The organism is Salinivibrio kushneri (assembly GCF_005280275.1).
Classification (GTDB): domain Bacteria; phylum Pseudomonadota; class Gammaproteobacteria; order Enterobacterales; family Vibrionaceae; genus Salinivibrio; species Salinivibrio kushneri.
Window position 1 is genome coordinate 2,421,784 of sequence record NZ_CP040021.1, and the last position, 26,993, is coordinate 2,448,776.

Here is a 26,993-nt window from a genome sequence, read left to right on the forward strand (position 1 = left end):
TACCTTTGCTGGTTTAGTTTAACGATGATTTATACATAGGATCAGACGCCACCACGCCACGGCGTAGGCAGTGGCCAAGCCAATCCGATAAAAATGCATTAACCTGATGTTTTTCGTCGCGCTGATGCATACGCGGATTCGGGTAATCATAACGTGGTTTTAAGCGTGAAATCTGCTGCGTGGTACACACTTCCGCGACCCGTGCATCGTGATACAAGCGCACTGTCAGGTTAGCACGTAAGTAATCGGGTGCGGCGCCTGGGCTCAACTGCGCAATATCCAGTAAGGTGGTATAGCGGGTTGACTCACGCACGACCAAGGCATATTCCTGCCCTTGGATATCGTATCGACACACCTGTCCCACCTCGTCACGCTTGGGCATCAAACGGACAAGTTTGGCATAGTTGGTTTCATACAAGCGCATCATCGCTGGCAAGTCGACGCGATATTCTGTTTTCACACGCACCTACTGTCTATTTACTGTTTTGTTCATTATAGCTTTGACGTAACCGACTGGCATTGAGTTCCAACCATTGCAACGCAATGATTGAGGCGGCGTTTTCAATCTCGCCATCAACCACTTTTTGATAGGCGTGTTGGCGAGACAATCGATGCACCAAAATGTCTTCGTTTTCACTGTCGAGGCCGTGTACGCCTTCAGCTTCCGAGGCATCAACAATCGCGACAAACACATCCAACTGTTCAGAGCAGCCACCAGAGCTGGATAGATAACGGGTAACACGCTCCATTTGATGCAGTAATAGCCCCGCTTCTTCTCTCGCTTCACGGTGGGCAACCTGCTCGGGGGATTGGTCTTTGTCTATCATCCCAGCCACAATTTCCAGTTGCCATGGTGTCGCGCCTGCTGCCATCGCCCCCACGCGGATTTGCTCAAGCATCACCACTTCATCACGGACGGGATCATACGGCAAAACAGCCACCGCGTGGCCACGTTCAAACAACTCCCGCACCACAGAGCCACTCCAGCCGCCTTCAAACAAACGATGGCGAAACTGATAGCGCTGAATGGAAAAGAAACCTTGATAAAGCGGCGAAATATCCTCGATCACAATATCGTCGCGATCGAATTGTCCGGGCGGATAGTCTGACATGCGGGCTCCTTATCCTCGCTGACACGAGCTGACAAACTGAAGTGCTGAGTCACGCCTAGACCCGCTGGCCTGTGCCGATCGGCAACGCGCGTCTTTCTCGCACCCCACAAACTTAACTTTTTTGATAAAAGTTACAACTATTTTTCAGTCCCATTTGCAAATTGGATAGTTTACACTCAATGTCCTAACAAATTGTCAGTTTCACGCAAGCATAATTGCGGTAAGCTAGTGGACGTTTATTTATCCAATCGCACAGATTCAGGGATTCCATCTATGAAAAAATTGCTCCCTTTGGCGTTAAGCTTGGCACTCGGCAGCGTAAGCAGTGCAGCCCTTGCCGATGATCTCGCCCAAATTTATCAACAAGCGAAGCAAAGCGATCCCACTCTTAATCAAGCGGCCGCCGAGCGCGACGCAGCGTTTTCTGCCGTCGATGCGACCCGTGGCGCCTTGCTACCACAAATTGCATTAAATGCGGGATACGCCATTACCCGTAATGATACCGATGACACTCGCGACAACGATGTCACCAGTGCCGATATCAGCTTAAGCCAACAGCTTTTCAAACGTGATAGCTGGGTCAACTTGGATATCAGCGAAATGCAGGCCCGCCAGCTAGATGCGACCTATGCTGCCCAGCAGCAAGGGTTAATGCTACGCGTGGCACAAGCCTATTTTGACGTGCTCCGCGCCATGGACAAGCTTGAGTTTATTCAGGCAGAAAAAGCGGCCGTGGGCCGTCAGCTTGAACAAACCAAGCAACGTTTTGAAGTGGGCCTTTCGGCGATTACCGATGTGCATGACGCTCAAGCGCAGTATGACGCTGTGCTCGCCGATGAAATCTTGGCCGAAAATGCGCTCACCAACAGCTATGAAGGCTTGCGTGAGATCACCGGCCAAGCCCCGAGAGACTTACGCGTACTGGACACTGAGCGCTTTAGTGCCAGTAACCCGCAGCAGCAACCGGCCGCACTGGTCAAAGTCGCCGAAGAGAAAAACCTCGAGTTGCTCGCCAACCGCATTGCCCGTGATACCGCCAAAGAGCAGATTAAGCTGGCCAAAACCGGCCACCTGCCCACGCTGACCTTCAGCGCACAATACGGGATGACGGATAACGATAATCAGCACAGCGATGTCTATTCCTCTGATTACAACCAAGGCACTGCCAGCCTCGATTTTAGCTTGCCACTGTTCACTGGCGGCAGCACCTCGGCCAATGTGGAAAAGGCGCAGCATGAGTATGTGGCCGCGTCACAAAGCCTGGAAGCCAAATACCGCAGCACGGTAAAAGATGTGCGCGCCTTCTATAACGACATCAATGCCTCAATTGGTGCCCTGCGTGCCTATGAGCAAACCGTGGTTTCTGCGCGCTCTGCGTTAGAAGCGACAGAAGCCGGCTTTGAAGTGGGTACACGTACCATTGTCGATGTTTTGGATGCCACGCGTCGCCTTTACGATGCCAACCGTAACCTCTCCAATGCACGCTACGACTATATTCTCAGTCATTTGCGCTTACACCAAGCGATGGGCACCTTGTCTGAGCAAGACTTGCTCGATATTAACCAAGGGCTGGTGAAACAAGATTGATTCACGCTTAAGGCTCTAGTATGCAAAAAGGTGCCGACGGGCACCTTTTTTATTGTCTTCAATTGATAGGGCAAGAGGCGCTATTGCCCACGCCGAATCGACTCAATGATTTCTGTGGTGGAGCAGCCATCTTCAAAGTTAAGCACCTTGACCTCTCCCCCATTGGCGAGCACCGCCTCGGCACCGGCAATCTCGTTGACCTGATAATCACCGCCTTTAACCAGCATATCGGGCAAGACTTCGCCAATCAGGCGCGCGGGGGTTTCTTCGCCAAAAGGAACGACCCAATCGACCGCGCCCAGTCCTGCTAGCACCGCCATCCGTCGATCAGTTGGATTAACCGGGCGGCCAGGCCCTTTCAAAGCCTGTACCGATGCGTCGGTGTTCACCGCCACAATCAAGCGATCGCCCAGTTTGGCGGCCTCATTGAGGTACGCCACATGGCCTGCATGCAAAATATCAAAGCAGCCATTGGTCATCACCACTTTCTCACCTCGCCCTTGAGCGACATGCACCGCATCAATCAGCTGCGCTTCGGTGGTGACGCCAAAACCAGACTCGTGCGATCCGTGTACCGCTTCGGTTAGCTCGATAGTGGAGAGGGTTGAAGTACCCAACTTGCCCACCACCACACCGGCAGCGGCATTAGCCAGTGCACAGGCTTGCTCTATCGGTTTGCCCGCGGCCAAGGATGCTGCCAGTACCGATATCACGGTATCGCCAGCCCCTGTGACGTCGTACACTTCTTTGGCAAGCGTTGGCAAGTTCAGCGGCGCGGCATCTGGGCGCAGCAATGTCATCCCATGTTCACTACGGGTGACCAACAAGGCACCAAGTTCGTACTGCTTAATCAGCGCCAAGCCTTTTTCTTCCAAGCTTTGATCGTCCGTCACTGTGCCTGCTACGGCTTCAAATTCAGTTAGGTTTGGCGTCAGCAGACTGGCGCCACGGTAGCGTTCAAAGTCCGTGCCTTTAGGATCCACTAAGGTGGTGACACCCGCTTGTTTGGCGGCCTGAATCAATGTTTGTACCTCGGCCAGCGCGCCCTTGGCATAGTCCGATAAGATCATCGCCTGCGTCTTGGGCAGTGCCGCTTCGACTTTGGCCAGCATGGGTGCCACATCCACCCCCGCAAATCCCTCTTCAAAATCCAGACGAATCAACTGCTGGTTACGGCTCATGACTCGAAGCTTAGTAATGGTGGGATGCGAGTCCAGCGCCACAAAATCACAGTTAACATTTAACGAGTCGAGGGTTTGCGTGAGCGCGTCAGCCTGTTCATCCTTGCCCGTCAGACCAATCAGCTGAGTCTGTCCACCCAAGGCTGCGATATTCATCGCCACGTTTGCCGCGCCACCAGGGCGTTCTTCCGTTTGATTGATTTTCACTACGGGGACAGGCGCTTCTGGGGAAATGCGTCCAGTCGGTCCATACCAATAGCGATCGAGCATTACATCGCCGACGACCAGAACATTGGATTGGCTGTAGTCAGGAAGGCTGAGTTTCATCTGGATCTCCGAATACTGTCGTTACCGAGCGATAGTAGCATAGCCGTAGGCTAAATGGGGCGCTCTCAGGCGTGTGCTGCGCACAATCTCAACACTCACTGCGCACACTCGCGCAGGACAGCGCCAAGAATTTACTCTACAATGGCGCGGGCCTTACGGCTCTTTCTGGTTTGGTTTTCATGAGTCATTAACGCTATGAGCGATTTTTCAGCCCCCACTTTTCGCCTTGGGTTTCTTCACCCTCGCTATCTTCATACCTGGCTCGGCGTCGGGTTAATGTATCTGGCTAGCTGGCTGCCTTATCGCGTCCAATTCTATGTAGGCCGCGGCTTGGGTTACTTGATGCATACATTGATGAAACGACGCGTTAAAATTGCCGACCGTAACCTAGCGCTGTGCTTTCCAGAGATGACGCCCGCTAACCGTGCTGCGATGGTGAAAGAAAACTTTGCCAACGCTGGCCTTGCCTTGTTCGAAACCGGCATGGCATGGTTTTGGCCCAAATGGCGGATACAAAAGCATTTCACCATTGAAGGGCTAGATACTCTGCTTGAACTTGAGCAGCAAGGTAAGGGGGTGTTGTTGGTCGCAGTGCACTCTCTCAACCTTGAAATAGGTGGGCGTGGCCTCAGTGAACAAACACCCGGCGTGGGGGTGTATCGCCCCAATACCAACCCTGTGTATGACTGGTTTCAATTCCGTGGCCGGATGAAGCGCAATATTGGGGTTGATCGCAAAGACGTCAAATCGATGATCCACTATCTCAAAGAAGGCCATCGTGTATGGTATGCACCCGATCATGATTATGGTCGCCGCCGCTCAACGTTTGCTCCGCTGTTTGCGGTCAAACACGCTTGTACCACCACAGGTACCAGTTTGTTGACCCATGCCGGTCACGCTACCGTGGTACCGTTTTCTGTGGTAAGAGAGCGACGGCTTGGCCAATACCGCGTTAAAATCGACCCGCCGATAACGGATTTCCCTAAAGAAGCGCATGCCGCAGCCGTGATCACTAACCAAGCGGTTGAACGTTTGATCCTGCGCGCCCCTGAGCAATACATGTGGTTGCATCGCCGTTTTAAAACTCGCCCAGAGGGTGAACCTTCCTTATATGAGGGAATATAGCCCCATACAGGCCGCCAATCGCGGCCTGATGGTTGAGGCAAGGCGCGCTACTTCACTTACCCATCAAACCACTGTTGCCAAGCTTGTTGCACGGCTTCGCGCTCATCGATAAAGGCATCAGCCTCCACCTTGCCACTCTCACCCGCCAAATGGCTGCGATGAAGCGCATTGCGCATCCGCGTATAGGCCGACTTTAACCCCGCCGCCTGCGCCAGTGGCATCACCTCCAGCTCTCCGGCTTGCTCAAAAATGCGCGCATTATCGCTGTAACGGGTTAACGCAGGTTGTGTGGCACTGTTGCCGAGTACCAGGTACTGGGCTAAGAACTCGATATCAGTGATCCCACCAGCGTCTTGTTTGATGGAGAAGGTCTCTTTTTGTCCTGTCGCTTTATGCTGACGCATTTTTTCTCGCATGCCACTGACTTGCTCTCGTAATGTCTGTGTGTCTCGCGGCGCAGCGAGAATATGATGGCGCACCTGGGTAAACGCCGACTCAAGCTGAGGATCACCATATATCATGCGCGCACGCACCAACGCTTGGTGCTCCCATGTCCAGGCTTCGTTTTGCTGGTAATCCGCGTAAGCGTCCAGTGTACTGACTAGCATTCCAGAGGTGCCAGAAGGGCGAAGGCGCGTGTCTATTTCATAGAGTACCCCAGAAGGTGTACGCGTAGAGAAAAGATGGACGATGCGCTGGGCCAGACGCAGATAAAACTGCCGACCATCAATCACTTTGCGTCCGTCAGTCTCAACATCCGCGGGGCAATCATGGAGAAAAACCACGTCGAGATCGGAATTATAACCCAGCTCCCATCCGCCTAACTTGCCGTAGCCAATCACCGCAAAACCACGTCCCTCTCGCTCGCCTAAGTGTGTCGGTTGGCCATATTTTTCCACCATTTGGTGCCAGGCCTGATTAACCACCGCCTCCACAATCGCTTCGGCCAAGTAAGTCAAATGATCACTGACGCGCATCACGGGCAGCACACCCGCGATATCCGCCGCGGCAATTTTTAATAACTGAACTTGCTTAAACTGACGCACCGCTTCCATTTGTTGCTCCATATCCTCAACCGGGATACGGGCAAGATAATCGCGTAATTCGCTACGATAGGCATCGGGCGCTAAAGGTTGATACAAATGGGTTAAATCGAGCAGCTCATCCAGTAGCAAAGGATAACGTGCTAACTTCTCTGCTACCATCGGGCTGGCCGTACAAAGCCGCAACAGCTGATCGATCGCCCCGGGGTGCTCATCCAACAGCTCTAAGTAGGTCGTCCGTGTCGAGATATTGAGTAACAGGTGGGTGATATGTGGCAACACCTGCTGCGGTTGCGGCAACGTCAGTAGCTTGCTTAACATCACCGGCATCAGACGGTTGAGCACCTCACGTCCTCGCGGCCCCACTGTGCGCTTAGCCAGCTCTTGTTTAAACGCCAATAACTGCTCAGCAATATTGGTGTCCGGTAGATCTAAGCCCGCTAAGATCAAGTGGGCGTTTTCTACATCGCGCGCCATCGCCCATAGATCATGATACTCAGTGTCGACATCCGTCTCTGTTTCTTGCTCATCTTCGCCAATCAAGCCGGAAAATACTTGATTAACCGCTTGCATATGCTGGGTGATATCGGCCTGTAAGCGCGTCCAGTCATTGACCCCCATGGCGTGACAAAGCCGCTCACGATCAAGGTCGTTATCGGGCAGGGTCTGCGTTTGGTTGTCATCAATCGCTTGTAGGAGGTTTTCTACCCGGCGCAAATAGCAATACGCGGCCTTTAATTGGCTTACCTCAGCGGTGGGCAATAATTCCAGTTCCGCAATCGCATCTAAGGTGTCGAGTAAGCCGCGCTGGCGCAAACTGGGCTCTCGGCCGCCACGAATAAGCTGAAACGACTGAGCAATAAACTCAATCTCCCGAATGCCTCCTGCACCCAGCTTAATATTGTCGGTTAAGCCACGCCGGCGTACCTCTCGTTGGATTAACTGTTTCATCCGCCGCAACGCTTGAATGGCACTAAAGTCGATATAACGACGGAAGACAAACGGGCGTAGCATCTGGCGTAAGGTTTGATAGCAGTCATACTGCTCTTTACCCATCACGCGCGCTTTCACCATCGCATAGCGCTCCCAATCACGCCCTTGTTCTTGGTAGTAATCTTCGAGTGCGGAAAAGCTCATCACCAAAGGGCCACTATCGCCAAAGGGACGCAGGCGCATATCAACCCGATAACAAAAACCGCCCACCGTGGGTTGATCAAGTGCTTTGATCAAGCGCTGCCCTAGCCGAGTAAAGAATTGCGCATTGGCGATGCTTTTTCTCGCGCCCTGGGTTTCTCCCGCCTCAGGGTAGGTAAAGATCAGGTCGATATCTGAAGAGAAGTTAAGCTCGCCGCCACCGAGTTTGCCCATGCCCAAAATCAGCATCGGCTGCGGCTCACCCTCAGGGCTCATAGGGGTCCCCCAGTCGTGACAGGCGCGCTGATAGAGCCATTGATAAGCCGATAAGATTTGCGCTTCCGCAAGGGCTGATAAGTGCTGTAAACCTTGCTCAACTGGCCATTGATTGTGGATCTCTTGCCACGCTATCCATACGAGTTCACGCTGGCGGTGCCGACGGAGTTGACGGTGAAACTCGCTCTCATCGATCACCGCGTCCAACATCTGACTCAGCTCAGCTTGATATGTCCGCTCACGCGAGGCTTGCTGATGATGCTGATAGAGCCAGTCGAGAAGGCCAGAGGTTTGAGTTAATGCCTTGGCGACAAACTCGCTACACGCTAAGGCCTGCTCGAGTCGCTCACGCGCCGCGCCTTGCCATTGCGGCACGGCGTCAGGGGCAAATTCGTTTAATCGTGTCCAGTGCTGGTGCAAGCAAGCGGCAAGCGAGTCAGAGAGTACCATGGGCAGTCCTTTTGCTATCGTCCTGTCTCGACACTAACAAAAACGGCTCGCCGATGCAGCGAGCCGTTGTTGATTACGGGATAAAACCTCAAACGTGGTTAGACTTTAAAGGCCTCAATTTTATCTTTAAGTGATTGCGCACTTTGTTCAACCATCTCTGCCGTTTCATGCAGTTCGCCCGCCACCGTCACCGATGCCTGGACCAAATCTTTAACGTTGGTGAGGTTTTGGTTCATCTCACCGGCCACTGACGCTTGTTGTTCTGCCGAGGAAGCGATTTGGAAGTTCATGTCATTGAGCGATTGGATTTGCGTGACGATTTGCTCAAGCTCTCCGCCAGCCTGGCTCACTGACTCGACGCCTGTCTTGGCCTCGGAAACACTGCGATCCATCAAGCCCACCGCTTTTTGCGCACTTTGCTGCAACTGGGTGATCATGTCTTGAATTTCCACCGTGGCTTCTTGGGTGTGTTGCGCCAGCTTGCGTACTTCATCAGCCACCACCGCAAAACCACGCCCCGTATCACCGGCTCGTGCGGCTTCTATCGCGGCATTGAGTGCCAGAAGGTTGGTTTGCTCTGAAATTCCTTGAATGGTGACCACGACAGTACCGATTTTCTCCACCTGGGCATCGACTTGCCCCACGACCTGAGATGACTCGCTGATGTCGTTGGACAGCTCATTGATGGTTTGGATGGTACTGCTCACGTGCGCTTGGCCACTGTTAGCCTGTTGGCTAGAGGTTTCGGTCGCTTTGGCCGCCTCTCGCGTGTGCTCAGCGACGGTTTGCACGGTTGCACTCATCTCACTCATCGCTGAGGCGAGCTGATCCATCTCAGAGAACTGCTCTTGCGATGACTCTTTGGTTTCCGACATGCTGATCGTCATAATCTCAGCCAGAGAAGAAAGATCATCCGACGCTTGGCGCTGCGCGTTAATCACATCCACCAATTGCTGACGCGATCTTTCCAGCTCACGGGCTAAATCACCGAACTCGTCTTGGCTATTCATTTCAATCGGCTCGCTCAAATCGCGATTCGCCAACGCACGAATCCTATCGGTCAAATAGTTGATTTGCCGTAGCATAATATTAGAACCGCCCAGCAAAATAACCATGAAACAGACAATCATCAGCGCGGTTTGCCACGCGACCTGAATCATATAATCTTGGTAATACGCCTGCGCCTCAGACGTCGGTTGTGATGCCACGAGCCACCAATCACTGCCGCCGACGGGCACGGCATAGCCATGACGGCCACCGTCATAAACGGTATAGCTAAACGCACCTGACTGATTGAGAAATAAGTCAGCGACATCGGTGCCAGTGCTTTCATCCGGCACGCGTAACGCGTCAAACTGGCGCATTGAAGGGTGAGACCAGACTTGGCGAGTGGTGCCATTGACCAAATATAAATACGCCCCTTCGCTGAATTCGGCGTTCATGGTATCTACCGCCTCTCGCATCAAGCGTTCCCCATCCGGCTGATCGATGAGGGTGCCGGTCATGGCCGCACTCGATTGTGCAAGCTCTTGGGTCTGATTCAGAGTAAAATCAATCACGGACTGGCGAAACGTGTTCGCATCCCACATCTGCTTACCGACCAGAATAATGGTACTAAAGACCATAAGAATCACGAGTTTTGGGATCAAGCGCAGATTGGTAACGGGTTTTTCCCACGCATAGAAGGTATGTTTAGCCATAATCCTGAAAGCTCCATGTCCGTTATCAAGCCAACTGACTGCAAAACGGGCGGTTATTAATACTGAGTGATGTTATATCGGCAAACCTCATCCTCACTGAATCCTTGTTTACCGTATTTGTGAAATTTGCCCATAAACAATGCCCATAATGATAAGTTAATCAAATTATCATCATGCACCTTGCCTGTTTATAACGTAAAAAAGCGCCAAAAATATTGATCCCAAAGGCGGTTTTACCGGATCGACTCAGGCAGTGCGACTGGGTACTCAAGCAAGGTAACCGCATAAAGGCACGCATAAAAAAAGCAACCTCCAGGTTGCTTTTTATCACTCTCGTTCGCTTACTCTTGCCAATACGGGGTGAGACGTAATCCTGTTTGACGGCTTTGCGTCATGGCATGAAACAGTGACTCTTCTTTGCGGGCCAACCATTTCTCTGCCTGTTTTTTGTCCTCTTCATCGTCAATCTCGACCACGCGCTCACGTACCGGTTCGAGCAAGCGTAGCGCCTCAATGCCTTGCAACATATCGAGCCAAGGCAGGCGGAAGGCTTTACGCCGACTTTTGTCATACAAAGAGGCCAAGCAGGTGCCTAGTAACAAATTGCGTTGCAAGCGAGGGTATTGGTCAAAGTAATCATGCCGCGTCAGTGGCTTCGTTTCATCAAACGCGTCAAGCAATTCATGCCAAGATTCAGGGAGCGCTTTATCGGCCAAACGTTGAATCGGTTGGGCAAGCTTATCCGCCGCTTTATCATCTAAAAACGGTTGCCAACCTTTCGAAAGGATCCAACGACTTAAATCGAGCAGTAAATTACAATACCGTGATGTATGTAGCAGCGAGACAATGTCCTCACGCTCAGGCAATCGTGCTTGTTCAGCCTTCAAACTTTTCACCAAGGTTTTTCGCGCATTTAATTTACGCAGATATTGGCCTTTGTCTTCACACAGCCGGGCATTGGTCCGCGCGTCATCGAGCCACGCCAGCTCACCTTCAAACCATTGCAGCTCTTGACGAAGTAGACTGCTTGCTCGGCGCGGCACCACACCGCCGAATAAGACAAACGCTTGTCGGATCAACAAGACGGCATAGCGAATTTCTTGCAACGCCTCGAGTGATTCGCGTTCAATATAAATCTGCTCATGATAGTGCCAGTGGCTCAGTGCGTGTTCGAGGATCCGAATCAGGGCTTTTTCTTGGCTATCATCCGCGCCGAGTTTAACGATGGATAAGGCTTTCACCGGATCGCCCTGATAGCCTGTCGCTAAACGATAGCCACGCGCCGCCTTGCTCAAATTGCCGAGGCGCAGGCCGCCTTCATCCGCCAGACTGCGTGCCAGCGAGAACAAGGCATCGGTTTGCCCGGAAATCAGCTCCAGCTCCACCTCAGAAATCACGTCCTTATCGCCGGCTTCGGTAGAGACCTCGCCTTGATCGCTCGCCAATTCGATTTGGCTACCGTCATCCGTTGCTAGCAGCCATTGCTGACGCACAAAATCGGTGGAAAACAACGGCTGGAGAGCTTGGCTGAGTGCATCAACATCCAGATCATCGGGCCATGCATCGACTGGGATCAAAGAAAGATCAGGTTCAGGCCCGTTAAGCTCGGCATTGTACTCTGGGCGCTGATGCAGCCCCGCCACGACCCGACCTGCCGTTTTGAGGGTTTGAATGTACACACCATCAAAACGACGCACCCGCAAACCGATATCGTGTTTACGTAGGGTAAAATCTGGCGTATCGAAGTAGATGTTTCCCAGCTCACGCTGGCTTTGCTGTAGCTGTTTTATACTGACAATTTTATCGCGAATGCGATGAGAAAAGTCAGAAGAGACAAAAAATTTGAGCTCTATCTCAGTGTCCATACGGGTACCTATCGCCAATTGCCTGACAAGGATATGAACAATTGATCCTGTCGGCAAGCGCTATCACTACCAGGCTTGATCATGCGCACTGAGGCAGAGATCACAAAAGCTATTTCTTTAGCCTATGTTCTGCGCTACCATCGCCGCTCCGATATACCATCGTTGAACGTTTGGCCTCTCTTTTTTGCCCACTGGGCTCGAGGCAACCAGGTAGATTACGGCTATGCCAGTCAATACAATTGTCGGGCTCTTTGCGAAGAGTCCCATTAAACCACTGCAGCGTCACGTCAATCGTGTAAACGATTGTTGTGAACTACTGGTCCCCTTCTTTCATGCTTGCGAGCAACAAGATTGGGACAAAGCAAACCAACTCCGCCATCAAATCTCTGAGATAGAGAAAGATGCTGATACCCTGAAACGCAATATTCGGCTTAAGTTACCTCGAGGCCTCTTTATGCCCGTTGATCGTACGGACATGCTCGAGCTCCTCACCCAGCAAGACAAGCTGGCAAATTTAGCCAAGGATATTGCCGGCCGTGTGATAGGCCGTCAGCTGCGTATGCCCCCCTCCATGAATGATGCTTTTATCGCCTATGTGCAGCGATGCTTAGATGCTGCCGCGCAAGCACGCCGCGTGATCAACGAGCTTGAAGAGCTGCTTGAAACGGGCTTTAAAGGGCGCGAAGTCACCTTAGTCGCCGAAATGATTCATCAGTTGGATGTGATTGAAGACGATACCGATTCTATGCAAATCCAACTTCGCCAAGCATTAATGGCCGTTGAGCAGGAGTACAACCCTGTTGACGTCATGTTCTTGTACAAAATCCTCGAGTGGGTCGGTGAAATTGCTGACCAGGCGCAACGTGTGGGTGCGCGCTTAGAGGTCATGCTTTCCCGTTCCTAACCGAGTGATGTAACAACAAGGTATTACAATGGAAATCCTGATGAATCACGGGACCATACTGATCATGGTCGCCGCGGCTTTTGGTTTTTTAATGGCAATTGGTATTGGTGCCAATGACGTCGCGAACGCGATGGGCACCTCCGTGGGCTCAAAAGCACTCACCGTCAAGCAAGCCATTATTGTGGCGATGATATTTGAATTCGCCGGCGCGTATTTAGCCGGTGGCGAGGTCACAAACACCATTCGCAAAGGCGTGATTGACACCAGCTTGTATGCTGACCAACCACTAGAACTCGTCTTTGGCATGATGTCCGCGTTATTGGCGGCAGGCTCTTGGCTATTACTTGCCTCATTCATGGGTTGGCCCGTCTCCACCACCCATTCCATCATTGGTGCCATTATTGGCTTCGCCTGCCTATCGGTTGGCGCAGATGCCGTCGATTGGCACACGGTGCAAGGTATCGTTGGCAGTTGGATTATCACCCCTTTTATCTCTGGCTTGTTCGCTTACTTTATATTCCTAAGTGCACAACGACTGATTTTTGATACCGACCGTCCTGTCCTGAATGCCAAACGTTTCGTCCCGCTTTATATGTTCCTCACCGCGTTTATTATCGCGATGGTCACCATTAAAAAAGGGCTCAAACATGTTGGTTTACACTTGAGCACGCTAGAGTCGGTGAGTGCCTCAATTGTCTTGTCTGCACTGGTGATGTTTTTTGGTGTTTATTATATTTCTAGAAAGTATCGCGGCGATGAAAACCTAGGATTTCAGGGCGTTGAGCGGATATTTAGCCTCCTGATGGTCGTCACTGCCTGTGCCATGGCCTTTGCTCATGGCTCAAACGATGTGGCCAATGCGATTGGTCCACTATCGGCCATTGTGGCCACGGTGCAAAACCTCGGTGCCGTAGCGGAAAAAGCACAAATCGCCTGGTGGATTTTACCGATGGGTGGCGCGGGGATTGTACTCGGCCTTGCCACCATGGGACATAGAGTCATGGCGACCGTGGGCTCGGGCATTACTGAGCTTACCCCAAGTCGTGGTTTTGCCGCGCAACTGGCGACCGCAAGTACGGTTGTGCTCGCCTCAGGCACTGGCCTCCCTATTTCGACCACCCAAACCTTAGTCGGCGGCGTCTTAGGCGTGGGCTTTGCTCGCGGTATTGCCGCACTCAATTTGGGAGTGGTACGGAATATTGTTGCCTCGTGGCTGATCACTCTACCCGCGGGAGCCTTGTTGGCTGTGATCTTTTACCAAGTGATGACCTCGCTGTTTGCGTAACAAGCGCCGATGATGTCAAATCACAGTCAAAAAAAGGGGGGCATGGCTCCCCTTTCTTTTACGCCTATGGCACTATGCCCAGCAAAGCCGATGTGTCCCACACTGAAATTATGCAAAGGACCCCAGACGTGAAACACCTGTATTCTGCTCTCGTATTGCTGTTCGTTCTCGTTGCCGCGCCTCGAGCGATGGCAGAAAACTATATTTCTGATGATTTGTTTACTTATATGCACGCTGGCCCGGGCACACAATATCGCATTATCGGCAGTGTTGATGCGGGTGATAAAGTCACTGTGCTAAAACGTAATCGCGATGAGGGCTATACCCAACTGGTTGATAGCCGTGGCCGCAAAGGCTGGGTAAAAAGTGACTACGTCACCACGCAGCCGGGCTTAAAAGAACGAGTGCCTGCCTTAGAAGCTGAACTGAAAGAGGTTAAATCCGCCTTGGCCAGTGCAAAAGATGATGCCAAAGCACAGCAAAAAGGCTTGGCTGAGTCGCTTAAACAGCGTAACGCGCAGATCGAGAAGCTCGAAGCACACAGCAGCGAACTCAATAAAAAATTGATTGATGCGCAAAGCGAAATCCGCGCCTTACGCGCCAAAATAGACACCCAAAAAGATGATCTTCTGATGCGTTGGTTCACCTACGGCGGCATGGTGGCTGGCGGAGGCTTACTGTTTGGCCTGATTCTCCCACACCTTATCCCACGCAAAAAACGTCGCCGCGACGGCTGGGCATAATCGTTTATGAAAGGCTGCATTGGCAGCCTTTTTTATTGCGATCCTTATAGCGTCCTTTTAAGCACACGGTAGGCGTGCTGCTAGGCTGTATGTATACTTCAATCATTCACGGAAAACGTGATTGTCTCTTCTCTGTGTCATTAAGGAGTCTGGTGTGAAACATTATCTTGTCGGCGGTGCTGTACGTGATGCGCTATTAGGCTTGCCGGTCACAGATAAAGATTGGGTGGTCGTCGGTGCCACCGTCAAACAAATGCAAGCGGCCGGCTACCAGCAAGTCGGCCAAGACTTCCCAGTTTTTTTACACCCGACTACACACGAAGAGTTTGCCCTCGCCCGTACCGAGCGTAAGTCTGGCCAAGGCTACACGGGGTTTGTTTGCGACTTCTCGCCAGATATTTCTCTGGAAGCAGACCTTCAGCGGCGTGATCTCACTATAAACGCCATTGCCCAAGATGAAGATGGCAGCTTGATTGACCCTTATGGCGGTCAGCAAGATTTGCACAACCGGATGTTACGTCATGTCTCGCCCGCCTTTAGCGAAGATCCATTGCGCGTGCTACGTGTGGCACGATTTGCCGCCCGTTTTGCGCCTCTCGGCTTTACCCTTGCCGACGATACATTGGCGCTGATGAAAACGATGGTCGCCAACGGCGAACTTGCCCACCTCACCCCAGAGCGAGTTTGGCGGGAGTGGGAGAAAGCGCTCGGCAGTGATTGTCCCGATGTGTTTCTTGCTGTGCTGCGCGATTGCGGTGCCCTAGCGGTGGTGCTTCCAGAAATCGACGCCTTGTACGGCGTGCCGAACCCAGCCAACTGGCACCCTGAAATCGACACCGGCATCCACACGGAAATGGTCAGTCGTTATGCCGCCTCATTGACCGATGACAAAGGCATCCGCTTTGCAGCACAAGTCCATGATCTCGGTAAGGCCCTCACCCCAGCCTCTATTTTGCCCGGCCATCGCGGCCACGGCGATCGCGGGCTACCCGTGATTAAAGATCTGTGCGAGCGACTACGTATCCCCAACAGCTATCGAGATTTGGCTTTGGTAGTCAGTGCCCACCACTCCAAAATTCACAAGTGCGATCAACTCAGTCCTGAGCATTGGGTGGCGCTGTTTAATCAAATCGACGCGTGGCGCAAACCCGAGCGGATCGAGCAATTGGCCTTGGCGTGTTTAGCCGATGTGCGTGGCCGCAAGGGACGTGAAAACTATCACTATCCACAAGCCGATGCTTTACGCGAGCGCTTTGCTTGCGCGCAACAGGTGGAGGTTAAACCCATTGTCGACGCAGGCTTTAAAGGCGCGGCGATTCGTGATGAGCTGCATCGCCAACGTATTCAAGCGGTGGCTGCGTGTCCGGCACCCGTCTATCCCGACGCGGTCAGCGCGTCGCGTTAACGAAATTCACGCGCAGCGACCGACAAGGTAGTGAGCGTCGGGGTCAGATCAATCAACTTACCGGCAATCACATGCACCACTTCGCCCTGGCGCTCGACAATGCCATGCACTTTCAACACCTTGGCTTGCATAAAAGCACGGGATTGCGCCCGTGCCGTCCCCGCCCAGACCACCACATTGATATTGCCCGTATCGTCTTCCAAGGTGACAAAGATTACGCCACTGGCCGTACCGGGGGATTGCTTTCCCGTCACCACCCCCGCTACCGCGACCCAACTTTGCGGCGCACACTGAGATAACTCAACACTGCGGGTAAAACGCCCCAGCGTGCCGGCTTGCGCCATCAAACGAATAGGATGATCGGTGAGCGACAGTCCCATGGCCGCATAATCTTCAATCACGTTCTGCCACTGGGAAGGCGAGTGAGGTAGCTCGACGGCATCATCACTGGCAGCCAGTAGCGGCAGTTGCCGCTGCTGATCCATCAGTGCCCAGCGCGCCTGATAGCGATTGCCAGCCAGCGCCGCCAATGCGCCACTACTGGCTAGGGCTTGATAGGCATCGCGGTCAAGGTTAATTTCTTGCAGTGCCGACAAAGACGCAAACCCCGACTCTGGGCGATGCGCCAGCAACCGGTCTATCGCTGCCACGCTCAATCCTTTGACTAATCGCAACCCCAGCCGCACGCCCCACTGATCGCCGACCTTTTCTAAGCAATGATCCGCCCCCGAGTGCTGCACACAAACCGGCAACACAGACACCTGATGGCGCGTGGCGTCTTGCATCAGTTGTGATGGTGAGTAAAACCCCATCGGCTGGCTATTAAGCAAAGCGGTATAAAACGCGGCGGGATAATAATGCTTCAGCCATGCCGATATATAGGCCAAGACCGCAAACGACGCCGAGTGGCTCTCTGGGAATCCATAATCACCAAACCCGCAGATTTGCCGATAAAGCTGCTCGGCAAAGTCGGCGCGATAGCCTCGCGCAGTCATCCCGGCAATCAATTTGTCGCGAAACGGCCCCAGTCCGCCCTTTTTCTTCCAGGCCGCCATCGCGCGACGCAGCTGATCCGCTTCACCACCGGAAAAACCGGCCGCCACCATTGCCAGCTTGATCACCTGCTCTTGAAAAATGGGCACCCCAAGCGTACGCGCCAGCACTTGCTCAACCGCTTTGGACGGGTAGCTCACCGCTTCTTCCCCGTCGCGGCGCTTTAGATACGGATGTACCATGTCACCTTGAATCGGACCGGGGCGGACAATGGCAATTTGGATCACCAAATCGTAATAACAAGCCGGTTTGAGCCGCGGCAGCATACTCATTTGTGCCCGTGACTCAATTTGAAATACCCCCACGGTATCGGCGTGCTGAATGCGGGCAAACACCGCCGGATCGTCGCCTTGTTGGGTGATCGCCGCCAAACTCAAGCGAGGACCACCGGTTTGGGCAATCAAATCAAAGGTACGGCGAATCGCGGTGAGCATCCCTAGCGCCAGTACGTCGACTTTCATCAGATGCAGCGTTTCCAGATCGTCTTTATCCCACTGGATCACCGTCCGCTCTGCCATCGCCGCATTTTCCACCGGCACCAACTCATACAAAGGCCCATCCGCAATCACAAAGCCGCCGACATGCTGAGAAAGATGGCGTGGAAAGCCGATCAACGTCTGGGTAAGCGACAGCCATTGCTGGCTTTTCGTGCTTTTAGGATCGAGGCCCAACTGCTGAAGTTGCTGCCCCCAAGGCTGGGTTTTATCGCGCCGGTTAAGGTTTTGAATAAAAAAATCAATCTGGCTGGCGGGGATCGCCAACGCTTTGCCCACATCGCGCAATGCGCTTTTAAGCCGATAACGGATCACGGTTGCCGCTAAGGCGGTCCGCTCACGGCCATATTTTTGGTACAAATACTGGATCACTTCTTCTCGGCGCTGGTGCTCAAAGTCCACATCAATATCCGGCGGCTCGTCGCGCTCTTTGCTAATAAAGCGCTCAAACAGCACATCGACTTTGCACGGATCCACCGCAGTGATCCCTAAGCAATAACACACCACCGAGTTCGCCGCCGAGCCGCGCCCTTGGTATAAGATCCCACGCGATTGGGCAAAGCGCACCAGATCGTAAATGGTCAAAAAGTAATACGGGTAATCCATTGCCTCGATAAGCGCGAGCTCTTTTTCAATGGTAGCTCCCACGTCATGGGGCACGCCCTTTGGGAAGCGTTGCTGTGCCCCTTGCTTGACCGCCTCACGCAGATAGGCCATCGCAGGCTCACCGGTTGGCACCACTTCTTTGGGATAGCTGTATTTGAGTCTTGCTAAGGAAAACTGACACTGAGCGGCAATCTTGGCACTTTCCGCCAGCCACTCGGGGGGAAACAAAGCGTGTAATTTGGGTAACGGGCGTAAGGCGCGCTCTGCATTGGGCAATAACGTCCGCCCCAACGCCGCCACCGGCTGACGATGCCGAATCGCGGTTAAGGTATGATGTAACGCCAGTCGCTCAGGATGATGCATCAGCACATCACCACACGCGGTCACACGAAGCTCATACTGGCTTGCCAACATGCGACAGTGCGCCAGATACGGATGGTCGTTATCCGCTAGATCGCGCCGCACCGCCAGATACAAGCGTTCAGCATGATAACGCAGCAGCCACGTCGCCCAGTGATGATCACTCTCTGCGCCACTGGGGAGCCATAGCACCAAGCCATGACGCACCGACATCAGATCCCATTCGCTCAGCTGGTAATCGCCTTTGTGACTGCGCCGCCGCGCATTGGTGATAATCCGACACAGCTCTTGATAAGCCGCTTGGGTGGGACACAGTAGAACAATATCTAACGCGTGCAGGCGAAAGCGACTGCCAATGATCAGCGAAAGCTGCGGATAATCACGCTGAGCTTGATACGCTCGCACCACCCCTGCGACCGAGCATTCATCGGTGATCGCAAGCGCTTGATAGCCCAATGTTGCCGCTTGTGCCACCAGCTCTTCTGGGTGTGAGGCGCCCTCAAGAAAGGAAAAGTTGCTGCAACATACCAGCTCGGCATACGTACTCATCGCTTCACCCCTAACTAAACCAACCGTGTAAAAACCAAGTTTGCTCTGGCGTGCGGAATACCCACAGCCATTGTTGCTGGACGTTTTGGGCAATAAAGTAATCGCGCTGGATAGGCATACCTTCCCACCAGCCGGAGACAATCCGCTCTGGCCCCTCGCGTAAGGTGACCTTGCCAACCAGTGGCGTGGGTTGCGGCAGTAGTAAGCTTGGGCGTGGACGCGTGGGGGCCGAGGCCGTCGGTGTGGCGCGATGGTGATGAGGGACATGTTGGCTGGCCGCCTCAGGACGGTGATGATTCACATACGCTAACCGCATAACCGCCTCCTCCCCTAATCGAGCCGCCAGAGTCGCGACCAACTCATCGCGATTTTGCTCACCTTGCTGGGCGCTAAAAAGATCGGTTTGTCCGGGCTGGTGACAATCGATTTGCGAAGCCGCCACACTGACCGCAGTCACCGGCTGGCTCACTTGCCATGACGCCAGCCGTAAACGCACCAACGCCATCCAGCGCTCGAGAGCTTTCTCGCCATGCGCAGCCATTACCGGCAGGGTTTCTTCACATCCATCACGCAAGCTAAAGCCCAACGTCAGCGCAGGCGTGCAGGCACTACGCTGCTCAAGAAAGCGGCACAGTGCCGAGACGAGGTTCTCGATAATGGGCAATAAATGGGCTTGCTCACTAAGCTCAAACAATAAAACCCGTTGCTGAAAAAATTGCAGCGGTGGCTGAAAATAATTCAGCGGCGTCGGCTTATCACCACGCACTTCGGCAAGATAATCCACCACCGAGCGGGGAAAACGTCGCGTGAGCGAAGCGGTGGGCAAGGCGATAAGCTCACCTAACTGAGAGAGGCCCAGACGCGTAAACTGGGTTTTCACCGTCTCCGGTAAAGGGGCTGCAGCCAACGGCAATTGCTGCAACGCTGCCTGCAAATGTTCGGGGTCGGTGCTGATCTTGCCCGCGTGGCCATACGCCATCAGCTCGGCGGCACGCGGCGTTTGGCCCACCCCAGCCTGATAACGGATACCACTTTCAACCAGCGTTTGAGTCACCGCCTGCCATAGCGGGGTAAACCCTTGATATAGTGCCAACATCGGTGACACGTGTAGCCATAAACCGTTAGGGGGATTAAGGCTGATTTCCGCGACCAACGGATAAAGCTGTGCGGCAAGCTGCTCAAGCGCAGACTGCTCTTTCACCGCGCAATAAGGATAGACCGCGAGCTGATGACACATAAGCGCTGCGGCCCCTAATCCCATACCGATATTCAGGCCGTGCGTGTTCGCCGCCACAGAGAGCTGCACTAAACGGCCTTCTTGCTCGCTAACCAGCCCCACCGCTTGCGCCGATGACGGCGCATAAAGACTATCTAACAGCAAGCTTGGGCAATGCAGATACAGCCACAATGACATCACGCTTGCTCCCGCTGTTGCCGTGAGGGAAAGGCAAGCAAATTCTCAGCATTGCTCGGCCAGGTCACCAACGCGGGCCATTGCTCGCGCCAATCGAGGGTAAACGGGGCCGGCGGCCATTGGCCGCGACAATAACGCACCGTAACCGTCACGCCACATGCAGAAGGCGCCAGCGCCACGCTTAAATCGACTGGCAAGGTCAATGAATACGTCTGCTGGCGGCGCAACAGCACCACCGCACATTGACCATGTTCGGCCGCCAGTTTTAGGCGCTTCACTTGCCCCACCGTGAGCGAAGATGGCCATAACACTACCGCCTGACACGCGCCACTGCGCGCCGCTTGCTCTGCCGCCCACAGCGCATCTTGATCGCTTTTGGGGGACACCAACAAGGTGTTGTCTGTGGAGTAGCCTTGCTGATGTAGCATCGCTGCGTTGAGTCCAACCGGTGGGCGGATCCACGCCACCTGCTGACCGCTAGCGTGATACAACGCGGGTAACACCAGCCGCAACTCACCGACGCCATAATCACTGATAATATCCGTCACCCCTGGAGACGGGAGGCCGCCGAGGCGCTGATCAAAGGCAGTGTAACCGGTCGCTTTTTTATCGGGTAATTCCGCCATTAACGGCCGCTGACTAGCACGCCATAGGCCGTGTTGCTGAGCTAATTGGTCGAGTGTTTTCATCATCAAAATACCTGTATATATATACAGTATATTTACTGATAAAAACGCTGCAAGGAAAGAAAACAAAAAAAGCAGAAAAGAGGAGGATGGTACATCAAAGAGAAAAAGACATGCGTGACACCGCAGCAGCTTCGGGACGGATGGCGCGCAATCATTAGCCATTGCGGCTAGGAAATAAGTAGGCGCTTTCCCCAGCGTAAAGTATTACCCACTTTACCCGACAGTAAACGGTATTATATTTCGACGATGGGGGTATTAACGGATTGCGAAGAAGCGAGCATCACTTGGTTACGACCACGGTCTTTCGCGCGATACATGAGAAGATCAGCGGCATGGATCAACGCATCTAACTCTAGTTGCTTTATCTCCTCCACCACATCGCTAGAAACAATCGCGCCGATACTCACGGTGACACGAATATCCGCGCCGCCAAATTCAAACACCGTCTCCGCAATATCACAGCGAATGTGATTGGCCATTTCAATTAAAGCATCTAAATCTTGGGTAGGACATAAGATACAAAACTCTTCCCCACCTAAACGCGCCGCTGCCCCTTTTTTAACAAACCGCTTCAGGTAACTTGCCAAGTGTACCAGCACTTTATCGCCTTGCATATGCCCGTAGGTATCGTTGACCTGCTTGAAATGGTCAAGATCAATCAAAATCAACCCCATTTCCTGTTGACGGCTCAGCTTAGGTTTTAAACGGGTAAAATAGGTTTCAAGTCCACGGCGATTTAACAGCTGTGTCAAAGGATCGGTATTGGCGAACTCTCGCAAACGAGCGTTAGCCCGGCGCAATGCGACCGTGCGTTTATACACCATACGTTTAAGAATAAAGATATAGGTCACCGCGCCTAACAGCATCACCAGTACAATGCTAGGAATAAGCCAAGCTGGGTAAGCCTCGACGCGCTCGGTATTGACCCACTTTTGCTTGATGCGTAACAGCTCTGCCGCAGGGATATTATCTATGCCTTCGCGTACCTCTTTTAGTAGCGCTTGATTGCCTTTGGGCACCGCCGCATAAATCGGGCGTGTGTAAAGGATTTGCTCTGCGACAAACGCAAGCGGTTTACCTTGGGTCAAAAAGTAAAAGTTTGCCGTTTGGGTATCGGCAACAAGCGCACTGATTTCGCCATCGAGCGCGGCACTAAATAGCGTTTCATTCCGCCGAAAGCGTTTTTGCTCCACATCAGGATAGTGCTCGGCCAAAAACCAAGATTCGTAACTGCCATCAACCACGCCCACCACTTTGCCTGCGGCTAAAGGATCCTTACTGACTTGCCCCGACTGATTTTTTACATAGAGTGAGCCATTAGTATTAAAAATGGGGGCCACATAGTCTAAATAGGCTTCACGTTCGGCGGACTTGAGTAGCCCCGCATGAATGCGATCACCGCCTTCTTTCATATAGGCCAGAGAATCCGACCAGTCGGCCAACATAAACTGAATCGATGTGTGATTGTATTTCGCGTAGGCCTGCCAAAAGTCAATCAATAACCCTTTGGGTTGCCCGTTGCCAGGTATGTAGCTGTAGGGTTTCCATTCAGATGAGTGCGCAATAACTAAAATGTCTTTTTCTTCTGACAGATAGGCGTCGTCAGCCCATGCAAACGTACTCATATACGTGCAGGCTAGAAGCAGCATCCCTGTCAAAAGTCGAAAAGTGCGCGCAAACATTATTAGGCAGTCCATTCAAAGAGTCTTGATGGTAGATAAATTCTAAGGGAACGCAAAAGACTTAATAAAAAAGCATGATCCAGTTCAAATTGGAAGCTAGATCACATCATAAAGCGTGCAAATGGCCACTAATGGCTGATAAAAGCAGCAAAACGGAATACGTCGTATGGTAAAGATAGCAACATCAACAGATAGCGTAATCATGATAAAAATATCTTGATTCGCTGGTGCGCTGTCACCAGGTTGTAATGATTTAAATCATCAGCTGTGGTAAATTTACACGCCCCAAAGGGAGGGAAGACTCATGAGGCAGGTGCACTATTGAGTGCTTTATTGTCAATGAAGCCTTTATTGCCCGTGATCAACACAGATCTCGGCAGACAATCTATACTCACGTTCGATAAACAGTGACGTCACCACAGCCACCCTGGCTGCGGTAACGTCATTGAAAAATGCAAAAAATTCGCTTTCACAGCCACTTAAGTCGTAAAAGTGCGTGGTAAAATTACACTTTTGGTGTGTTGTGAGAAAGCATCAGGCTTATGTTTCAATTTTTGACCGGAGAAATGTGTCGATGAAAAAGACCAAAATCGTATGTACGATTGGCCCAAAAACCGAATCTGAAGAGATGCTTACTCAGCTTGTTGAAGCTGGCATGAACGTCATGCGCCTTAACTTCTCACACGGCGATTACCAAGAGCATGGTACGCGTATCGCCAACTTGCGTAATGTGATGAAGCAAACTGGCAAACAAGCCGCTATCTTGCTGGATACCAAAGGTCCTGAGATCCGTACGGTAAAACTGGAAGGTGGCGATGATGTGCTACTAAAAGCCGGTCAAACCTTTACCTTCACCACAGATACCTCTGTTGTGGGCAATAAGGAGCGCGTTGCCGTGACCTATGCCGGTCTGCCGCAAGATTTAAAAGCGGGTGATACAGTACTGGTTGATGATGGCCTGCTTGAGATGGAAGTACTAGAAACGACTGAAAAAGAAGTGGTTTGTAAAGTACTCAACAACGGTGAGCTGGGTGAAAACAAAGGCGTTAACCTGCCAGGCGTTTCTGTCAGCCTGCCAGCGCTGGCTGAAAAAGATAAATCGGACCTGAAGTTTGGTTGCGAGCAAGGCGTTGACTTTGTTGCTGCCTCATTTATTCGTAAGAAAGAAGACGTAGAAGAAATCCGCGAGCTATTGGCGCAAAACGGCGGTAGCGACATCAAGATCATCTCTAAAATTGAGAACCAAGAAGGTGTCGACAACTTTGACGCTATCTTGGAAGCGTCTGACGGCATCATGGTTGCTCGTGGTGACCTAGGGGTAGAGATCCCCGTTGAAGAAGTGATCTTCGCCCAGAAGATGATGATCGAAAAGTGTAACCGTGCACGCAAGATGGTTATCACAGCAACACAAATGCTGGATTCAATGATCAAAAACCCACGCCCAACCCGCGCAGAAGCCGGTGACGTGGCCAATGCCATCATGGATGGCACGGATGCAGTGATGCTGTCAGGTGAATCGGCAAAAGGGAAATATCCATTAGAAGCGGTGAGCATCATGGCACAAATCTGTGAGCGCACAGACCGTCAAATGTCTCCAGCCCTCGGCTCTCGCCTTGATAGCGATCGTCTGCGTATCACCGAAGCGGTCTGTAAAGGCGCGGTTGATACCTCTCAAAAACTCAGTGCCCCGTTAATTGTGGTGGCGACTGAAGCGGGTAAGTCAGCGCGCTCAGTGCGTAAATACTTCCCAACCGCCAACATTGTCGCGGTCACCACGAACCCGAAAACAGCCGCTCATCTGTGTCTGACTAAAGGGGTGACACCAGTGATGATCGAAAGCATCGATAGCACCGATGAGTTCTACCGTCGTGGTAAAACCATCGCGCTAGAGTCAGGCTTAGCGAACAAAGGCGATATCGTCGTCATGGTGTCAGGTGCGCTCGTGCCATCTGGTACGACTAACACAGCCTCTGTGCACGTGCTGTAATTTAAGCACCGATAAGCAACACCTGCGCCTCGACATTGTCGGGGCGTTTTTTTATCCCCCGTTTAGTGGCATGATAAAAAAGGGACAGCAGGAAGCGCAATGAAACCAACCAAAGCACAAGAAGCCATGGCACATATTTGGGGAGCTATATTAACCCGCCAGCTCACAGTGACACCGAATGCGCATGGCCATTATTCACTCACCGTCGCCACCTTGTGCGAGCATCTTGATTTAACCACAGCAACGGCGCGTGATGGCTTACATTTACTCGCCATGGCCGGACGCATCAGCTACCAACCCCACCTTGGATACCAGTTAATGCCCTTAAGTCAGCCAGACTGGCAATCTCTCGCGGCTGGCATACAGGCGATGGTTGGCGCTTTCATGGATAGGCTGCCGCCTCGGTTGGATGAGCCGACCTCATTGACCCTACTGGGCTTACTGCACGGCCTACAGCATCTGCCTGCCAAGGATTATCGTGACCTCGCTGCCTTAGCGCATTGGCATCAGCAGCTTCATTACACGCTCTTTGCCGGCATCAATCCGTATCTTGCAGACGCGATACAGCCGCTTGTCGCCCAGCATTTACGCTACCTCACGCATCCCGATATCGGCTTTGAATTCGCATCCAGTTGGCAGCGCTTAATGCCAGTATTGCGCGGGCTCGTCTCTGCGCGACCGCAGGCTCATAGTCACGCTTATCAACACTACTGGCTGGGGCTTAATACTGCGGTCGGAGAAAGGCTCAGCACCTTTACCAGTGGACAATTTCTTTGAAGTGGGTTTTTATCAAGACCGCTAACGGTACCAAATAGATGGCACTAAACTTGACGGCCATCACTGCCAACGTCAAGGTGGTGAGACGTACTAAGCACTTATTGATTGTTTGTAGTAAAGGGTGACTCATCATCATTTCAGTCTAAAGCGGGATGTCTGTTCAAAAATCAGGCATTAGTTTACAAATTAATCAATAAATCGCAAGCGCCAATCTCGCCTGTTATCATCACACTCCAACAGGCGGCGACTAAGCTGCTGATTTAGTGTGACGACAGAGAACAAGATGACAAAAGCATTGACGATTTTGGATATCGCCCGCTTAGCCGGGGTGGGAAAATCGACCGTATCTCGTGTGTTAAACGATGATCCACGGGTCAAAGACAGTACGCGCGAGAAAATACAAGCCGTGATTGACCAACACGGCTTTATGCCCTCCAAATCTGCACGTGCGATGCGCGCACAACGCAGTGGCGTCGTGGGTGTGATTGTGGCAAAGCTCAGCTCTAATTCTGAAAACACCGCGTTGACGGGCCTGCTCAATACCTTGTATGCCAAAGGCTATGACGCCGCCATTATGGAAAGTCAGTTCTCACAACAAAAAGCCCAAGCGCATCTGGATGTGCTAAAACGCCGTAATGTTGATGGGATTATCTTTTTTGGTTTTTCTGGCTGTGATCTCAACGCGCTCGCGCCTTTCGCTCCCAACTGTGTCGTTCTGGCCGTTGATAGTGATCAATACATTAGCGTCAGCTATGACAACCAAGGCGCAGTCACACAAGTGATGGACCATTTTTATCATCAAGGATGTCGTCATATTGCCTTCTTGGGGATTGATGAGCGCGATGAAACCACCGGCCTTGCCCGCTCTGATGCCTATCAGCGTTTTTGCCAACGCCACCAACTCTCACCACAATTACATCGCTGTGAAATGCGCTTACACGCCGCCTATGACGCCACCGATGCCCTCATGAACTCGCATACTGATGCAATTGTTTGTGCGTCAGACACCCTGGCGCTAGGGGTTGCCAAACGGCTACAAACCCTAAACCGTGAAGATATCGCCATTGGTGGCATCGGTAACCATGACATGCTTCGTTTCATGTTCCCGCGCGCCGTGAGTGTGGAGCTAGGTTACCATCAAGCAGGGCAACATGCGGCCGACTTGCTGCTCAAGCAGCTGGATGACGACGCTCCCGTGGTTAGCCACTGGACACAACCTTGCCACCTCGTCACTCCCTAAGCGGC

19 protein-coding genes are annotated in these 26,993 nt (G+C 52.5%); 9 read left to right on the forward strand and 10 right to left on the reverse strand.

Annotation, left to right across the window (positions count from 1 at the left end):
* Window positions 1-13 precede the first annotated feature (13 nt).
* The gene (locus tag FCN78_RS11205; protein WP_077459426.1) at window positions 14-460 is read right to left on the reverse strand and encodes a DUF1249 family protein; all 447 of its coding nucleotides are present in this window, start codon (window positions 458-460) and stop codon (window positions 14-16) included.
* Window positions 461-473: 13 nt separating this feature from the next.
* Window positions 474-1,112 carry an ADP-ribose diphosphatase gene (gene nudF, locus FCN78_RS11210; protein ID WP_069361722.1) on the reverse strand — a complete coding sequence of 213 codons (639 nt, stop codon included), beginning with the start codon at window positions 1,110-1,112 and terminating at the stop codon, window positions 474-476.
* 273 nt (window positions 1,113-1,385) lie between these two features.
* Between nudF and tolC the strand changes: the two genes are divergently transcribed.
* Window positions 1,386-2,699 carry an outer membrane channel protein TolC gene (tolC, locus tag FCN78_RS11215; RefSeq protein WP_077649469.1) on the forward strand — a complete coding sequence of 438 codons (1,314 nt, stop codon included), beginning with the start codon at window positions 1,386-1,388 and terminating at the stop codon, window positions 2,697-2,699.
* 80 nt (window positions 2,700-2,779) lie between these two features.
* Here the strand turns inward: tolC and hldE are convergent, their stop codons facing one another.
* Window positions 2,780-4,207, reverse strand: a complete 1,428-nt coding sequence (gene hldE, locus FCN78_RS11220) for a bifunctional D-glycero-beta-D-manno-heptose-7-phosphate kinase/D-glycero-beta-D-manno-heptose 1-phosphate adenylyltransferase HldE (RefSeq protein ID WP_077659274.1) — start codon at window positions 4,205-4,207, stop codon at window positions 2,780-2,782.
* A gap of 195 nt (window positions 4,208-4,402) precedes the next feature.
* On the opposite strand from hldE, the gene lpxL reads away from it, so the two are divergent.
* On the forward strand, window positions 4,403-5,332 hold the full coding sequence (lpxL, locus tag FCN78_RS11225) for an LpxL/LpxP family Kdo(2)-lipid IV(A) lauroyl/palmitoleoyl acyltransferase (RefSeq protein WP_077659275.1): 930 nt from the start codon (window positions 4,403-4,405) through the stop codon (window positions 5,330-5,332).
* 56 nt (window positions 5,333-5,388) lie between these two features.
* Here the strand turns inward: lpxL and glnE are convergent, their stop codons facing one another.
* The 3 genes from glnE to FCN78_RS11240 all read right to left on the reverse strand — a co-directional run bounded on the left by glnE (window position 5,389) and on the right by FCN78_RS11240 (window position 11,800).
* On the reverse strand, window positions 5,389-8,235 hold the full coding sequence (gene glnE / locus FCN78_RS11230) for a bifunctional [glutamate--ammonia ligase]-adenylyl-L-tyrosine phosphorylase/[glutamate--ammonia-ligase] adenylyltransferase (RefSeq protein WP_077659276.1): 2,847 nt from the start codon (window positions 8,233-8,235) through the stop codon (window positions 5,389-5,391).
* 98 nt (window positions 8,236-8,333) lie between these two features.
* Entirely contained in the window at window positions 8,334-9,935 is a 1,602-nt protein-coding gene (locus FCN78_RS11235; RefSeq protein ID WP_077659277.1) for a methyl-accepting chemotaxis protein, read from the reverse strand.
* Window positions 9,936-10,276: 341 nt separating this feature from the next.
* On the reverse strand, window positions 10,277-11,800 hold the full coding sequence (locus tag FCN78_RS11240; protein ID WP_077599753.1) for a CYTH and CHAD domain-containing protein: 1,524 nt from the start codon (window positions 11,798-11,800) through the stop codon (window positions 10,277-10,279).
* 223 nt (window positions 11,801-12,023) lie between these two features.
* On the opposite strand from FCN78_RS11240, the gene FCN78_RS11245 reads away from it, so the two are divergent.
* The 4 genes from FCN78_RS11245 to FCN78_RS11260 all read left to right on the forward strand — a co-directional run bounded on the left by FCN78_RS11245 (window position 12,024) and on the right by FCN78_RS11260 (window position 16,137).
* Window positions 12,024-12,704 carry a TIGR00153 family protein gene (locus FCN78_RS11245; RefSeq protein ID WP_069361714.1) on the forward strand — a complete coding sequence of 227 codons (681 nt, stop codon included), beginning with the start codon at window positions 12,024-12,026 and terminating at the stop codon, window positions 12,702-12,704.
* A gap of 28 nt (window positions 12,705-12,732) precedes the next feature.
* Window positions 12,733-13,989 carry an inorganic phosphate transporter gene (locus tag FCN78_RS11250; RefSeq protein ID WP_077659278.1) on the forward strand — a complete coding sequence of 419 codons (1,257 nt, stop codon included), beginning with the start codon at window positions 12,733-12,735 and terminating at the stop codon, window positions 13,987-13,989.
* Between the two features lie 110 nt (window positions 13,990-14,099).
* Window positions 14,100-14,732, forward strand: a complete 633-nt coding sequence (locus tag FCN78_RS11255) for a TIGR04211 family SH3 domain-containing protein (RefSeq protein WP_176719640.1) — start codon at window positions 14,100-14,102, stop codon at window positions 14,730-14,732.
* 154 nt (window positions 14,733-14,886) lie between these two features.
* Window positions 14,887-16,137, forward strand: coding sequence for a multifunctional CCA addition/repair protein (locus FCN78_RS11260; protein ID WP_077659279.1), 1,251 nt, complete (start codon window positions 14,887-14,889; stop codon window positions 16,135-16,137).
* Here the strand turns inward: FCN78_RS11260 and FCN78_RS11265 are convergent.
* The 4 genes from FCN78_RS11265 to FCN78_RS11280 all read right to left on the reverse strand — a co-directional run bounded on the left by FCN78_RS11265 (window position 16,134) and on the right by FCN78_RS11280 (window position 22,927).
* Window positions 16,134-19,199, reverse strand: a complete 3,066-nt coding sequence (locus FCN78_RS11265) for an error-prone DNA polymerase (protein ID WP_077659280.1) — start codon at window positions 19,197-19,199, stop codon at window positions 16,134-16,136. The two genes, FCN78_RS11260 and FCN78_RS11265, sit on opposite strands and share 4 nt — an antisense overlap.
* A 10-nt stretch (window positions 19,200-19,209) precedes the next feature.
* Window positions 19,210-20,613 carry a Y-family DNA polymerase gene (locus tag FCN78_RS11270; protein ID WP_077599750.1) on the reverse strand — a complete coding sequence of 468 codons (1,404 nt, stop codon included), beginning with the start codon at window positions 20,611-20,613 and terminating at the stop codon, window positions 19,210-19,212.
* Entirely contained in the window at window positions 20,613-21,305 is a 693-nt protein-coding gene (imuA, locus tag FCN78_RS11275) for a translesion DNA synthesis-associated protein ImuA (protein ID WP_077659281.1), read from the reverse strand. The genes FCN78_RS11270 and imuA overlap by 1 nt, the downstream gene beginning before the upstream one ends.
* Window positions 21,306-21,535: 230 nt before the next feature.
* Window positions 21,536-22,927, reverse strand: coding sequence for a transporter substrate-binding domain-containing diguanylate cyclase (locus FCN78_RS11280; protein ID WP_162274070.1), 1,392 nt, complete (start codon window positions 22,925-22,927; stop codon window positions 21,536-21,538).
* Window positions 22,928-23,558: 631 nt separating this feature from the next.
* Between FCN78_RS11280 and pykF the strand changes: the two genes are divergently transcribed.
* From pykF to treR, 3 genes are all read left to right on the forward strand, one after another.
* Complete coding sequence (gene pykF, locus FCN78_RS11285) at window positions 23,559-24,971, forward strand: pyruvate kinase PykF (RefSeq protein WP_069361707.1); 1,413 nt, start codon at window positions 23,559-23,561, stop codon at window positions 24,969-24,971.
* Between the two features lie 99 nt (window positions 24,972-25,070).
* Window positions 25,071-25,748: a hypothetical protein gene (locus tag FCN78_RS11290; RefSeq protein WP_077659283.1), complete on the forward strand. Its 678-nt coding sequence runs from the start codon at window positions 25,071-25,073 to the stop codon at window positions 25,746-25,748.
* A 283-nt stretch (window positions 25,749-26,031) separates the two neighbouring features.
* Complete coding sequence (gene treR / locus FCN78_RS11295; RefSeq protein WP_077521690.1) at window positions 26,032-26,988, forward strand: trehalose operon repressor TreR; 957 nt, start codon at window positions 26,032-26,034, stop codon at window positions 26,986-26,988.
* The last annotated feature ends 5 nt before the right edge of the window (window positions 26,989-26,993 follow it).